The organism is Pseudomonas sp. ARP3, assembly GCF_001029595.1.
Lineage (GTDB): Bacteria > Pseudomonadota > Gammaproteobacteria > Pseudomonadales > Pseudomonadaceae > Aquipseudomonas > Aquipseudomonas rhodesiae.
The window spans coordinates 461,542-475,026 of the sequence record NZ_LEKF01000002.1; the positions used below are offsets into that span (position 1 = coordinate 461,542).

12 protein-coding genes are annotated in these 13,485 nt (G+C 59.8%); 9 read left to right on the top strand and 3 right to left on the bottom strand.

The window, feature by feature from the left end; all coding sequences use genetic code 11:
- Nucleotides 1-105: 105 nt before the first annotated feature.
- From ABX75_RS28020 to ABX75_RS28030, 3 genes are read left to right on the top strand one after another with little or no spacing between them, the layout of a single operon-like run.
- Nucleotides 106-1,080: a hypothetical protein gene (locus ABX75_RS28020; protein WP_144419287.1), complete on the top strand. Its 975-nt coding sequence runs from the start codon at nt 106-108 to the stop codon at nt 1,078-1,080.
- 54 nt (nt 1,081-1,134) lie between these two features.
- Nucleotides 1,135-2,067, top strand: coding sequence for a hypothetical protein (locus tag ABX75_RS28025; protein ID WP_053060069.1), 933 nt, complete (start codon nt 1,135-1,137; stop codon nt 2,065-2,067).
- A gap of 57 nt (nt 2,068-2,124) precedes the next feature.
- On the top strand, nt 2,125-2,868 hold the full coding sequence (locus tag ABX75_RS28030) for a hypothetical protein (RefSeq protein ID WP_053060070.1): 744 nt from the start codon (nt 2,125-2,127) through the stop codon (nt 2,866-2,868).
- A 62-nt stretch (nt 2,869-2,930) separates the two neighbouring features.
- Here the strand turns inward: ABX75_RS28030 and mgrA are convergent, their stop codons facing one another.
- The 3 genes from mgrA to epsC form a co-directional block, all read right to left on the bottom strand.
- Entirely contained in the window at nt 2,931-3,968 is a 1,038-nt protein-coding gene (mgrA, locus tag ABX75_RS03835) for an L-glyceraldehyde 3-phosphate reductase (protein WP_034095347.1), read from the bottom strand.
- 139 nt (nt 3,969-4,107) lie between these two features.
- The gene (gene betT / locus ABX75_RS03840; RefSeq protein ID WP_167389851.1) at nt 4,108-6,069 is read right to left on the bottom strand and encodes a choline transporter BetT; all 1,962 of its coding nucleotides are present in this window, start codon (nt 6,067-6,069) and stop codon (nt 4,108-4,110) included.
- A gap of 334 nt (nt 6,070-6,403) precedes the next feature.
- Nucleotides 6,404-7,330 (bottom strand): serine O-acetyltransferase EpsC, encoded by a 927-nt coding sequence (epsC, locus tag ABX75_RS03845; RefSeq protein WP_034095345.1) that lies wholly within the window; start codon nt 7,328-7,330, stop codon nt 6,404-6,406.
- Nucleotides 7,331-7,496: 166 nt separating this feature from the next.
- Between epsC and ABX75_RS03850 the strand changes: the two genes are divergently transcribed.
- From ABX75_RS03850 to ABX75_RS03875, 6 genes are all read left to right on the top strand, one after another.
- Complete coding sequence (locus tag ABX75_RS03850) at nt 7,497-8,492, top strand: D-cysteine desulfhydrase (protein ID WP_034111311.1); 996 nt, start codon at nt 7,497-7,499, stop codon at nt 8,490-8,492.
- Between the two features lie 277 nt (nt 8,493-8,769).
- Entirely contained in the window at nt 8,770-9,564 is a 795-nt protein-coding gene (tcyJ, locus tag ABX75_RS03855; protein ID WP_047881478.1) for a cystine ABC transporter substrate-binding protein, read from the top strand.
- The gene (tcyL, locus tag ABX75_RS03860; protein WP_034111309.1) at nt 9,564-10,229 is read left to right on the top strand and encodes a cystine ABC transporter permease; all 666 of its coding nucleotides are present in this window, start codon (nt 9,564-9,566) and stop codon (nt 10,227-10,229) included. Before tcyJ ends, tcyL begins: the two co-directional genes overlap by 1 nt.
- 3 nt (nt 10,230-10,232) lie before the next feature.
- Nucleotides 10,233-10,979 carry an L-cystine ABC transporter ATP-binding protein TcyN gene (tcyN, locus tag ABX75_RS03865; RefSeq protein WP_034095342.1) on the top strand — a complete coding sequence of 249 codons (747 nt, stop codon included), beginning with the start codon at nt 10,233-10,235 and terminating at the stop codon, nt 10,977-10,979.
- Nucleotides 10,980-11,295: 316 nt separating this feature from the next.
- Complete coding sequence (locus ABX75_RS03870) at nt 11,296-12,057, top strand: hypothetical protein (RefSeq protein WP_047881479.1); 762 nt, start codon at nt 11,296-11,298, stop codon at nt 12,055-12,057.
- A 186-nt stretch (nt 12,058-12,243) separates the two neighbouring features.
- On the top strand, nt 12,244-13,485 hold the full coding sequence (locus tag ABX75_RS03875; protein ID WP_047881480.1) for an SfnB family sulfur acquisition oxidoreductase: 1,242 nt from the start codon (nt 12,244-12,246) through the stop codon (nt 13,483-13,485).

Here is a 13,485-nt window from a genome sequence, read left to right on the forward strand (position 1 = left end):
TGTCGCGACGTGAAAACGCTAACGCCTCACTCATCAATACCGCAAAAGCGATATAAAACTTAATCTTATATCGACAAAAAACTTATTTAATTGAGAAACAAATAGATGAACACATCACTAACATCTACTCACCCGTCAATCGCCGCCAATAGACAAAGCGAGAATTATAACAACACGTTACCCACGGCAACTGCGCCTCACAGGCACTCTAATTCAACATCAATGAAACATACACTTGCTCAGACTACCTCAGCATCCGCACCCTCTCATATAAGTGTCGAAAAAACACTTGCACTGCTTGGCAATGCACTCAATGAAATCATGACATCACTGAATAACCTGCTAAACATACAACCATCGGTAAAAACGTTGGTTGATAACAAGCCTCTCCGGCCAGCCACCGATCTACCCCATACAACATTGGAAACCACACAGGTAGTTGACGAGGCGACCGCCCCCCAATCACACGAGTTTCTTTCAGCCAAAAAAAGTGGCGAAAAACCGGATGACATCTGGGGCGGGCTGTTTTCTTCACCAGTGCTCACGCTGTATTCGAGCGGCGCCCCGCTCAGTTCCCATGTCGCGGGTATAAAACTGGCCATGCAACGGTTTGGTCAAAGTCCACGGGATATTTTCAGTGAAGTCACCAGACTTGACACGGGCTTCAATATAACGATGCGCGACGGCTTCAAACTTCATATTACGTTTGAAGAACTAAAACTGGCTCAAGAAGGCTGCCAGATGCTCGGTGACGAAGGCATGCTCAAAGATGCAGCCTTTCTTTTCGGCGCCTTGGTAAAACGAAAGCAGATCGAATCATTTAATGCTTCGGCGCCCTCCGACTATGCCATTGCCATGTGGGAAACCAACAAGGGGGAGTCGGCCAAAAACGTGTTGGAGTTATTGGGCATGAAAAACCATATCCAGTCGGCCAAGTCCCATGACATCGCCGCGAATAAAGGTTTAGGCATTGTTGTGAAAAGCCCTGTCGAGTCCCTCGCCATTGTCGATGGGTTGGCAGACTTCAACTGCACACCTTCCGGTGTCCGAAAACATCAACAAGCCTACCTGCTTACTTGACTATTCCTTTGAAGCGCCTGGAACAAAAACATCACACCCTTAGGAATTGAGCCGATGAACACGTTCTCCAACTACCGTTCCAACGCCCTGTCCGCCAATGCGTCCCCCTCGCTGGACAACCGCAATGCGCTGCTAAAAAACCACGATTACGAGGCTCCCCAGCAACCCAATGCACACACCCAGCACAGCATCGAGTTGGTCTTAAGTTCGATGTTCACGTTATTGCAAAGCCTTGAAACTGCTCTAAAGAACTTGACCCACCCGCAACAGGCAGCGGTCATCCATCAAGACACGCAGCTTTCCACGCCTGTCCGTCCCGGCGTTGATACAACACGGCAACTCCCGACCCGTCTTAATAGCCTGCTGCAAAAAGAGGTCACGCCAACGAACGACACTGAAAACCCGCAATTCCCGGACCTTTCGTCAAAAACCAACGGCGCAGCGCCCAGCGATATCGAAAAGGGGTTTTATTCCGTGCCCCGCGAGTTTGGTGAAAACCGCTATACGGATCGCTACGCGGCAATGATCAAACTGATGATGATGAGGTTCGGACAGAGCCCCATGGATTGTTTCGAAAAAGTCACCCGAACGGGAGACACCTATGCCGTCGACATGAAAGACGGAGAAAGCGTGAACATCACCCGCGCGGAAATAAAACTTACGGCAGATGCCGCCAAATTCGCCGGCCATGACAACGGAATGATCAAGGACGCGAACTTCATGCTGACCGCTTACGTAAAGCGCGTTCAGAACACCCATGAAGATCCGGTCATTCGCTCCAACTTCGAAGCCGCCTTGCGTAGCGTCATCACTACGCAAGGGTTTGAGAAAAAGATCCTGGAAGACCTTGGCATGGTGCCGTTTATGACTCACGCCAACGCACATGAGATGTCGGAAACCAAGGCACCGTCCTACCTGTATAACCACGGCCTGGTGCTGGATAAAGAGGCGCTGCCGTATGACGGGCACGGCTACATCCTGGTCTGAGCATCCTTGCTCGTTGGCTGTAACACAGGCGGATTTCCAAGCATCAAGGCGCATTGCATGAACTTATCAGCACTCGTGGGCAGCTATGCCCAACCTTATTCCAACCTCGTCCCCCCTGCGATTGAGCACACCGGCACCGCGCGTCCTGGCGCGTATGACAATACGGCGGCACAGGTCAACCGGTTCGACACGGGGTACATGCCCATGTCCAAAACCGCCGCTGGCATCAAGCCCAAGAATATCTGGACTGCTTTCACGCAAGGCAGGCAGGGGAATTGCGTCACTGTTTCGGCTATAAAAGCGGCGATGATGAAATACGGTCACAGCCCCCATGGCATCTTCAAGTCGGTGACCGAAACACCCACCGGCTTCGATATTGTCATGCGCGACACGTTCAAGCTAAGCCTGACCCATGACGAAATAAAACAGGCGAAGACCGGTTCGGCTTTTCATGGCGACGACCCAGACGTACTGGCGGATGCGGTGTTTTTATATGCCGCCAGTGCCAAGCGCGCGCAGATGAAAAACCACGAGGGCCGGGCGAAGCGAAGCTTCGAAGCCGCCATGGGCACGCTCAACGACGGTGAAGGAGACCGGGATGGGTTTAAGCGCCTGGGCCTGTTAGGCAAAACCCGCTGGACTCATTTTCGCGAACTGGACAAAGGCAACACCGGCACCGCCTCCCTCAACAACCATTCGGTGGCCGTGGTCGATGGGCACGTGGACCTCTATGGGGAAAAAATACCGTTTTCAATGTCCGAGTTTCGGCATTGGCGCGGGATGTACCTCAAGCTGGTATAGCGCCCGCGCCTGACCGGATGATCAAACGCCCTCTCGCCGTCCAGGCGAGAGGGCGCCGTGCATTACTGCGCCAGTGACGGCTTTTCCCACAAGTTAATCCCACCTTCCTGGGCAAACCGATCGATTTCCGCCAGTTCTTCAGCGCTGAACGACAAGTTGTTCAGCGCGCCGACGTTCTCAACAATCTGCTCTGGCCGGCTCGCACCGATCAGCGCGCTGGTCACCCGAGGGTCGCGAAGGGTCCAGGCCAGAGCCAGTTGCGCCAGGCTCTGGCCGCGACGCTGGGCGATCTCGTTCAGCGCGCGGACGTGGGCGAGGTTGGCTTCAGACAAGTGCCCGGCCTGCAACGAACCACCGCCGGGACGATTGACCCGTGCATCGGCCGGCACGCCATTGAGGTACTTGTCAGTGAGCAAACCCTGGGCCAGCGGTGTGAAGGCGATCACGCCGGTGCCAAGCGCTTCGGTGGTGTCCAGCAGGTCTTTTTCCACCCAGCGGTTGAGCAGGTTGTAGGCCGGTTGGTGGATCAGCAACGGTACTTTCCATTCCTTGAGCAGCGCGGCCATCTCGCGGGTTTTGGCGCCGGAGTAGGACGAAATGCCGATGTACAACGCCTTGCCCTGTTGCACGGTAGTGGCCAGGGCGCTGGCGGTTTCTTCCAGGGGCGTGTCGGGGTCGAAGCGGTGGGAGTAGAAGATGTCCACGTAATCCACGCCCAGGCGTTGCAGGCTCTGGTCCAGGCTGGCCAGCACGTATTTGCGCGAGCCGCCGCCCTGGCCATACGGGCCGGGCCACATGTCCCAGCCGGCCTTGCTGGAAATGATCAGTTCGTCGCGATAGTGCTTGAAGTCTTCGCGCAGCAAACGGCCGAAGTTGATCTCGGCACTGCCGTAGGGTGGGCCGTAGTTATTGGCCAGGTCGAAGTGGTTGATGCCCAGGTCGAACGCAGTGCGTAACAGCGCGCGCTGGGTGGCGATCGGCGTGCTGTCGCCAAAGTTGTGCCACAGCCCCAGGGACAGTGCCGGCAGCACCAGGCCACTGTGGCCTACGCGACGGTACGGGATAGATTCATAGCGGTTTTCGGCAGCAATATAAGTCATCGAATCCTCTCTTGGACATCGGCAAATAAGGCCCGGGAATAAGACTATTCCCAGGCCTTTTAACCAGCTGAATCGCTTAACTTCGCCATTGCTGTTTTACAGCAAAGACCTGCCCGAGAGGAACACGCACGCTTCGTCTCTAGCGCACCAGATGCAGGAACTGCAGGTGACGCTCGTACTGGTCGAGGATGTCGTTGATGATCTGCTCCTTGGTGTAGCCCACCAAGTCGTAATCCTGGCTGCCCTCGCTCAGATGCACTTCCGCCCGGTAATAGCGGCGGTTATTGATAGCTTTCTTGCCCATGCCGCCCAGGGCAAACGACGGCGTGAAGTAGCCGCGCATCTGCACTTGATAGACAAACGGGCGCTCCTCGCCGTGGCCGATTTCCAGGCTGACGCTGTCGTTGGCCGGGTCCGGCTGGGTGACAACGTTCAGGCCCTTCTCGACAAACACCGCGGTCACTTCTTCGATGGCTGGGCGCACGGTCGATTCGAGGAAACGGTACACCTCGTCACGCGATGGAAAGTGCACCGCCTGGCTCAAGCGTTGACGCCAGCCGCCACGGCCCTTGCGTGACGCAGAGATCGGCGCCAGCGAGTGCAACTGGGCGATCTGCTTTTGCGACTCCATGTAGAACGCCTTGTGCAGCCCCCACATCATCAGCAGCAGAATCAGCGAGAACGGCAACGAGGTCAGGACCACCGCCGACTTGAGCGAATCGATACTGCCGGCGAACAGCAACGCGCTGGTCACCAGCGCCGTCATCGCGCCCCAGAACACCCGCAGCCATTTCGGCCCGTCTTCGTCGGCGTTGCCACCCTTGGACGACAGCGTCGACAGCACCACAGTGCCGGAGTCGGCCGACGTCACGAAGAACACAAAGCTGATAAACACCGTGACGGCGATGACGGCCTTGCTCCAAGGATAGGTTTCCAGCAACAGGTAAAGGCTCATCGATGGATTATCGATAGCCGATTGGCCGAGCGCCGCCATGCCGTGGTTGAGCACTTGGTCGATGGCGCTGTTGCCGAAGATCGACATCCACGCCAGGGTGAAGCCGAGCGGGATCAGCAGCACGCCGAATACGAATTCACGGATGGTGCGGCCGCGGGAAATCCGCGCGATAAACAGACCCACGAACGGCGACCATGCGATCCACCAAGCCCAGTAGAACACCGTCCAGCCGCCCAGCCAGTCGCTGGGTTTGTTGTAGGCGTAGACGTCGAAACTCTTGGTCGGCAAGGCGCCGAGGTAGTCGCCGATGTTCTGGATCAGAGTGTTGAGCAAGTGCTGGGTAGGCCCGGCGAACAACACGAACAGCAGCAGCGCGCAGGCCAGCAGCATGTTGATGTCGGACATCACCCGCACGCCCTTGTCCACGCCGGCCACGGCCACCAGGATCGCAGCGCCCATCATCAGGGTGATCAACCCGACCTGGATCCACTGGGTGTGGGCGATGCCGAACAGGTAGTCCAGACCGGAGTTGAGGTGCAGCACGCCGAAGCCCATGTCGGCCCCCAGGCCGAACACCGTGGCGATGATGCCAAAGCCATCCACCGCATAACCGATGGGGCCGTTGATGCGCTTGCCGATCAGCGGGTACAGCGCCGAACGCAACGCCAGCGGCAGGTTATGCCGGTAGGCGAAATAGGCCAGGGCCATGCCGACAAAGGCGAACACACCCCAGCCATGCAGGCCCCAGTGCAGAAACAGCACCTGCATGGCCTGGCGTGCGGCGTCGGCGTTCATCGGCGCGCCTTGGGGCGGTTGCACCAGGTGCGTCAGCGGCTCCGAGACGCAGAAGAAAAACAGCGTGATGCTGATGCCGGCGGCGAACAGCATGCCGGCCCAGGACAAGTAACTGAATTCGGGCTCGTCGTGGTCGGCACCGAGTTTTATCTTGCCGTAGCCCGATAACGCGGTGACCACCACGAAGACCAGATACAGGGTCATCGCCAGCATGTAGTACCAGCCGACCGTATTGGCCGCCCAGTTTTGCGCCGCCAGTAGCCAGGCACCGGCCTGTTGTGGGATGGCGATAACGGTCAAGCCGAACAGCAGAATAACCGTGGCGGCAAAGTAGAAAACGGGCGCATTCATGCGCACCAGGCCGCTGGAAGGGGTAGACGATGCACTCATGAGCGATGCACCCCTGGGATGTGAAATGTGGCTGGGAAAAACAGACTCAGCAAAGGTAAGCCTCCTGTTGTGAGCGGGCAGCGAACCACCGGTTTAACTTGAACGAACGTTCAAGTTAAACATGAATAGGTGGTTTTGGACTAATCGCAGGGCTGAGCGGTATGACGGCTGAGCAAAGGAAATCGTTCAGCGACTGCTCACGGAAATACCGCCCCGGTGTGGAATACAGTCAGTGTATCTGTGGCTGACAGGCCACTTGTGGTGAGCCTCTCCCCAAGTGACCCGTGCAGGTTCTCTACTTCTGCGCCCCATCATCATGCTGCAGATTCGCTTGAGTGATATTCGCCCCCGCCGGCACATTGCGGGTCAGCCACACATTGCCGCCGATGGTCGAGCCCTTGCCGATGGTGATGCGCCCCAGAATCGTCGCCCCGGCGTAGATCACCACGTCATCCTCGACGATCGGATGGCGCGGGTGGCCTTTCTGCAGCTGCCCATCTTCATCGGCCGGGAAGCGCTTGGCGCCCAGGGTCACCGCCTGGTAGATGCGCACGCGCTCGCCGATGATCGCGGTCTCGCCGATCACCACGCCCGTACCGTGGTCGATAAAGAAACTCGGGCCGATCTGCGCGCCTGGGTGGATATCGATGCCGGTAGCCGAATGGGCGATTTCCGCGCTGATGCGTGCCAGCAACGGCAAACCGGCGCGGTACAAATGGTGCGCCAGGCGATGGTGAATCACCGCCAGGATCCCCGGGTAGCACAGCAGCACTTCATCCACACTGCGCGCGGCCGGGTCGCCGTGATAGGCAGCCAGCACGTCGGTGTCCAGCAAGCTGCGCAGGGCTGGAAGCGCCAGAGCGAAATCCTGGATCAGGCGGATGGCGTGGGCGTCGATATCACTGTCATCCTCACCGCCCTGGCGCGCGGCGTAGCGCAGCTCCAGGCGTGCCTGGGCGAGCAAAGCATTGAGGGCCACATCTAGGGTGTGGCCGACGTAAAAATCCTCGCTTTCTTCACGCAGGTCCGCCGGGCCCAGGCGCATGGGGAACAGCGCCCCGCACAGCGACTCAAGAATCTGCGCCACGGCCTGGCGCGAGGGCAACTCGCGCCCCCCATGCTCGCCGCTCAGGCGGCCATTGCGGGAGCGCCACTGATCGCGGGCGCCGCGCAGTTGGCTGACGATGGTCTGCAATTGCCAATGGCTGGAACGCTCACTCACGGTTTTCACTCCTGACAAAATGGCCATCACTTTACGGCAAGCGCACCGACCGACATTAAGAACCAATGGTGCGATGCTCATAACCATCGGACATAAGCGATTGACGGTTGCCCGATGAAAAGTGCCTGCCTATAGTCGGCCCATTACTTCGCCACCGTGTTTAACCATGATCAAACAACAGCTCGACCGTTTTGACCGCCTGGAACTGCTGGGCGGTGCCACCGCGCTGGAAAAACTCGAACGGCTATCGGCGTGGCTGGGCCGGGATATCTACGTCAAACGCGACGACACCACCCCGCTGGCCATGGGCGGCAATAAGCTGCGCAAGCTCGAATACCTGGCCGCCGATGCCATCGCCCAAGGCGCCGACACCCTGGTGACCGCCGGCGCGATCCAGTCCAACCATGTGCGCCAGACCGCCGCCCTCGCCGCCAAGCTCGGCCTGGGTTGCGTCGCCCTGTTGGAAAATCCTACCGGCACCGACGATCCGAACTACCTGGGCAACGGCAACCGCCTGCTGCTGGAGTTGTTCGACGCCAAGGTGGAATTGGTGGAAAACCTCGATCACGTCGACGAGCAGCTCAACGCCCTCGCCGACCGCCTGCGCAGCAACGGCAAGACGCCGTACCTGGTGCCCATCGGTGGCTCCAATGCATTGGGCGCCCTGGGCTACGTGCGCGCCGGGCTGGAGCTGGCCGCGCAGATCGAAGACAGCGGCATCGACTTCGCCGCCGTGGTGCTGGCCTCCGGCAGTGCCGGTACGCACAGCGGTCTGGCGCTGGCCTTGAGTGAGGCACTGCCGCAATTGCCCGTCATCGGCGTCACCGTATCGCGCACCGAAGAGGCACAGTTCCCGAAAGTCCAGGGCCTGGCCGAGCGCACCGCCGAGCTGCTGGGCGTGGGCTTGCCCGAGGCGTTCAAGGTGATCCTGTGGGATGAGTACTTTGCGCCGCGCTACGGCGAGCCGAATGCCGGCACATTGGCCGCGATCAAACTATTGGCCAGCCAGGAAGGTCTGTTGCTCGACCCGGTCTACACCGGCAAAGCCATGGCGGGTTTGCTCGACGGTATCGGGCGTCAGCGCTTTGAGGACGGGCCGATTATCTTCCTGCACACCGGCGGCGCGCCGGCGCTGTTTGCCTATGACGCGGTGTTCAACTGAGTAAACCAGTTAAAAGTGGGAGGGGGCTTGCCCCCGATGGCGGCCTATCAGTCAGAGATGCGCTGGCTGGACTATAGCTATCGGGGGCAAGCCCCCTCCCAAATTAGAAACAGTTTATATTCTAAAAAAGAATATGATTTTGAATTTATATTATTTTCAAGTCTTAAAAACCGGCTTTATAGTCGCGCCGCAGGCGAAGACGCGCTTCGCGCTTTAAGGCAGGATACGCCTACTGCGTCACCTGCTTCGCTCACCATAAAAAACACAGGGGCTCTTCATGTCTATTTCTGCATTCCGTCGCACGTTACTGGTTGGCACGCTGGGTCTGGCACTCGGTGCCGGTTGGTTGGGTCAGGCTGTGGCCGGCGAACAATTGGCCAATATCAAGAAGGCCGGCGAGATCAAAATCGGCCTGGAAGGTACCTATCCACCCTTCAGCTTCCAAGATGAAAGCGGCAAGCTCAGTGGCTTCGAGGTGGAGCTGTCCGAAGCCCTGGCCAAAGAGCTGGGCGTGAAGGTCAAGCTGCAAGCCACGCCATGGGACGGCATCCTCGCCGCGCTGGAATCCAAACGCCTGGACGCGGTGGTCAACCAGGTCACCATCTCTGAAGAGCGCAAGAAAAAGTACGATTTTTCCAAGCCCTACACCGTTTCCGGGATTCAGGCGCTGGTTCTGAAAAAGAATGTGGGCAGCATCAAGACCGCCGATGACCTGGCCGGCAAGAAAGTCGGCGTGGGCCTGGGCACCAACTACGAACAATGGCTCAAGGACAACCAGCCCAAAGCCATCATCAAGACTTATAACGACGACCCGACCAAGTTCCAGGACCTGCGTATCGGCCGCATCGACGCGATCCTGATCGACCGCCTGGCCGCGCTGGAATATGCCAAGAAGGCTAAGGACACCGCCGCTGCCGGCGAAGCATTCTCGCGCCAGGAATCGGGTATTGCCTTGCGCAAGGGCGAGCCTGAACTGCTGGACGCTGTGAACAAGGCCCTCGACAAACTGCGCGCCGACGGCACCTTGAAGAAGCTGTCCGAGAAGTACTTCAACGCTGACGTCACTCAATAATGGAAGCAAGCTTCCAACTCGCACTGGATTCCGCGCCCTTTCTGCTCAAGGGCGCGTACTACACGGTGATCCTCAGCCTGGGCGGCATGTTCTTCGGTTTGCTGCTGGGCTTTGGCCTAGCCTTGATGCGCTTGTCGCGCTTCTTGCCGGTGCGAGGGATTGCTCGGATCTATGTGTCGTTCTTTCGCGGCACGCCGTTGCTGGTGCAGCTGTTTTTGATCTACTACGGCTTGCCACAAGTAGGCATCGAGCTGGACCCGATTCCGGCGGCATTGATCGGCTTCTCGCTGAACATGGCCGCTTACGCCTGTGAAATCCTGCGTGCCGCCATCGGCTCAATCGAGCGCGGCCAGTGGGAAGCAGCGGCCAGTATCGGCATGACCCGCGCGCAGACCCTGCGCCGGGCCATCCTGCCGCAGGCCATGCGCACAGCGCTGCCACCGTTGGGCAACAGTTTTATTTCGCTGGTCAAGGACACGGCGCTGGCCGCCACCATTCAGGTCCCCGAGCTGTTTCGCCAGGCGCAATTGGTGTCGGCGCGCACCTTCGAAATTTTCACCATGTACCTCAGCGCTGCGCTGATCTATTGGATCCTGGCCAGCATCCTGGCGCATTTTCAGAATCGCCTGGAAGACCGGGTCAACCGGCATGACCTGGAGTCTTGAAGCATGATCGTGGTTGAAAAACTGACCAAACAATTCAACGGTCAGGTGGTGCTCGCCGGTATCGACCTGGAGGTCAAGGAAGGCGAAGTCATCGCCATCATCGGCCCCAGCGGTTCCGGCAAAACCACCTTCCTGCGCTGCCTCAACTTTCTCGAAACGCCCACCAGCGGACGCATCAAGGTGGGCGATATCGAGATCGACGGCAGCCGCCCAATCAACCAACAGCAAGGCCTGATACGTCGTCTGCGCCAGCACGTGGGTTTTGTGTTCCAGAGCTTCAACCTGTTCCCGCATCGCACCGCGCTGGAAAACGTCATCGAAGGCCCGACCGTGGTCAAGAAGATGCCACGCGAGGCCGCTGTCGCCCTGGGCCGCAAGCTGCTGGCCCGGGTCGGGTTGGCGGGCAAGGAAGACGCCTACCCACGGCGCCTGTCCGGCGGTCAGCAACAGCGCGTGGCGATTGCCCGTGCGCTGGCCATGGAGCCGGAGGTGATTCTGTTCGACGAACCCACCTCGGCGCTGGACCCGGAGCTGGTCGGCGAAGTACTGGCGACCATCCGCAGCCTGGCCGAAGAGAAGCGCACCATGGTCATCGTCACCCACGAAATGAGCTTTGCCCGGGATGTGGCCAACCGCGTGATCTTCTTCGACAAAGGCGTGATCGTGGAGCAAGGCGAAGCCAAGGCGTTGTTCGCCAACCCCAAGGAAGAACGCACACGGCAGTTCCTGAGCAAGTTTCTCGCTCACTGAGCCTGCCTGTTTGTGGCGAGGGTGCCTGCGCCCTCGCCATACCCCGCGTTCCTACAGCAACGCCCCATCGAGCCGCATAAAACGCCCTGCCTCGCGCCGCCTGAAATCCCCCTCCCAGTCAGACCCTTCTGAATATCCGCAAACCCGCCGTTTAGCCTTTTGCCGCCATTGACGCTCCTTGGCCAACCCTCTTATCTAGGCCTCAGAGGATTGGATCCTATCCCGGCTATTCACTGAATCGTGCCTTTCAGCCCCCCTGCGCACCCGCGCCAAGGGGCCGGAACGATTGCTGCTGGCTGCATCAAGGAGATGACTTATGACGCCCACGCTCACCGCCCCAACGCTGCCCCAGGCCAACCGATATGGCATCAACGCTCGGGCGGCCACCCAGTTGCAGGTTGCCATTGCGCCGTACCTCGGCATGGACGAAGGCGACCTGATCGAATTGTTCTGGAACCGTTGCTTTGCCGCCTCGCGGCGGATCACGGCGTGCAAGGTCGGCACGCCTACGCACCTGCGGGTGCCGGAGAGTTTTGTGCAAGACGGCCTGGCGCAGGTGTATTACCAGGTTATGCAGGTGGGCCACGGCCCGGCGCGCTCGGCCGTGACCCAGGTGCGCGTCAAGACCAACGCCCCAGGCGGCCAGCCCCCGGCGCTGTACAGCGACGAAAACCAGAACCTGGCCCCCGTCGCCCTGCCCGAGACCATTCGCCGCTACGGCGTCAACAGTCGCCAGGTACGCCGTGGTGTGCCGCTGACCATCGAGCCCTACCTGAACATGACCACCGGCGACGCCATCACCCTGCGCTGGGGCGATGTGCGCATGGATCTGCCGAAGATCCAGGCCCGCGGCATCGGCCTGGCCGTGCAGGTTTGGGTGCCGGCGACGGTGATCGCGGAGGCGGGCGACGACTGCCGGCTGGAGGTGACGTACTGCATTCTGGATCGCGTCGGTAACACCTCGCACTGGGCGCCGTCACGCACGGTGCGCATCGCGGCGTCGACGTCGTCACGGCCGACCCGGGCCGTGACGCCCTATCGCCCCAAACCGCTCGGCTCCCCGTGCGAACCGGGCTGATCGCCTTCTATGCATATTCCTAAAAGTTAGTTTATTTAAATATTTAACAAGCTTAGGGTATATGCACCGGACCACCGGACATCTCTGAATTTTTGTTTTTAATTTCATTGAATGCGAGGTCGGTATGGTCAGAATTACCCCGGTGCGCAACGCCAGGGCATTGCGTGCAGCCAAGGAGCGGCGCTGATGTCTAACTTGGCTCTTACACCCCCAGTCTCTCAGCTGGACGTCGCGCCTTTGCTGTTGCCGGCCGTGGTGCTGCGCAACGACGCAGAGGCGCTCGACGCCGCCCATGAGCTGGCCCAGGCCGCGCGCCTGCAAGCCGCCACACGCGACCAGCAACGCAAACTGCCTTGGGCGCAAATCGAACAGTTCACCCGCAGTGGGCTGGGCAGCATTTCTATTCCCCGCGAGTACGGCGGCCCGCAGGTGTCCTTCGCCACCCTGGCCGAGGTGTTCGCGATCATCAGCGCGGCCGACCCCGCGTTGGGGCAGATCCCGCAGAACCACTTCGGCATCCTGCATCTGTTGCAGGGCACTGCCACCGAGCGCCAGAAAGAGCAGCTGTTCCAGAGCGTGCTCGACGGTTGGCGCATCGGCAACGGCGGCCCTGAACGCGGGACTAAAAACACCCTGGAACTCAAGGCGCGCCTCACCGCCCAAGGCGACGGTTATGTAGTCAGCGGCCAGAAGTTCTACTCCACCGGCGCACTGTTTGCCCATTGGGTTGCGATCAAGGCGCTCAACGACGACGGCAAACAAGTCATGGCCTTCGTGCGCCGTGGCACCCAAGGGCTGCGCATCGTGGATGACTGGTCCGGGTTCGGCCAACGCACCACCGCCAGCGGCACCCTGTTGCTCGATCGCGTCCCGGTGGACGCCGACCTGGTGGTGGACAACTGGCGCCTCGGCCAAAGCCCGAACATCCAGGGCGCGGTCTCGCAATTGATCCAGGCCGCCATCGACGCCGGCATTGCCCGCGGTGCGCTGCAAGACACCATCGCCTTCGTGCGTGAGCGCTCGCGCCCATGGATCGACGCCAAGGTCGAACGCGCCAGTGATGACCCGTACGTGATCGCCGATATCGGCAAGCTGACCATCGAACTGCACGCTGCCGAAGCCCTGCTGCGCAAGGCCGGCCAGGTACTCGACCAGGTCAGCGCCGCGCCGATCACTGCGCAGTCGGCGGCGCGCGCGTCGATTGCCGTGGCCGAGGCCAAGGTGCTGACCACCGAAGTGTCGCTGCTGGTCAGCGAAAAGCTCTTCGAACTGGCCGGCAGCCGCGCCACCCTCGCCGAATTCAACCTCGACCGCCACTGGCGCAACGCCCGCGTGCACACCCTGCACGACCCGGTGCGCTGGAAGTATCACGCGGTGGGCGCGTATCGCCTCAACGGCACCTTGCCCGCCCGACACTCCTGGATTTAA

Coding starts and splice junctions, on each gene's coding strand:
- betT (WP_167389851.1), bottom strand. CDS start 6,069: ATGAATGCGCCCGTTTTCTACTTTGCCGCCACGGTTATTCTGCTGTTC.
- ABX75_RS03850 (WP_034111311.1), top strand. CDS start 7,497: ATGATCAAACAACAGCTCGACCGTTTTGACCGCCTGGAACTGCTGGGC.
- ABX75_RS28030 (WP_053060070.1), top strand. CDS start 2,125: ATGAACTTATCAGCACTCGTGGGCAGCTATGCCCAACCTTATTCCAAC.
- tcyJ (WP_047881478.1), top strand. CDS start 8,770: ATGTCTATTTCTGCATTCCGTCGCACGTTACTGGTTGGCACGCTGGGT.
- ABX75_RS28025 (WP_053060069.1), top strand. CDS start 1,135: ATGAACACGTTCTCCAACTACCGTTCCAACGCCCTGTCCGCCAATGCG.
- ABX75_RS28020 (WP_144419287.1), top strand. CDS start 106: ATGAACACATCACTAACATCTACTCACCCGTCAATCGCCGCCAATAGA.
- tcyN (WP_034095342.1), top strand. CDS start 10,233: ATGATCGTGGTTGAAAAACTGACCAAACAATTCAACGGTCAGGTGGTG.
- ABX75_RS03875 (WP_047881480.1), top strand. CDS start 12,244: ATGTCTAACTTGGCTCTTACACCCCCAGTCTCTCAGCTGGACGTCGCG.
- tcyL (WP_034111309.1), top strand. CDS start 9,564: ATGGAAGCAAGCTTCCAACTCGCACTGGATTCCGCGCCCTTTCTGCTC.
- mgrA (WP_034095347.1), bottom strand. CDS start 3,968: ATGACTTATATTGCTGCCGAAAACCGCTATGAATCTATCCCGTACCGT.
- ABX75_RS03870 (WP_047881479.1), top strand. CDS start 11,296: ATGACGCCCACGCTCACCGCCCCAACGCTGCCCCAGGCCAACCGATAT.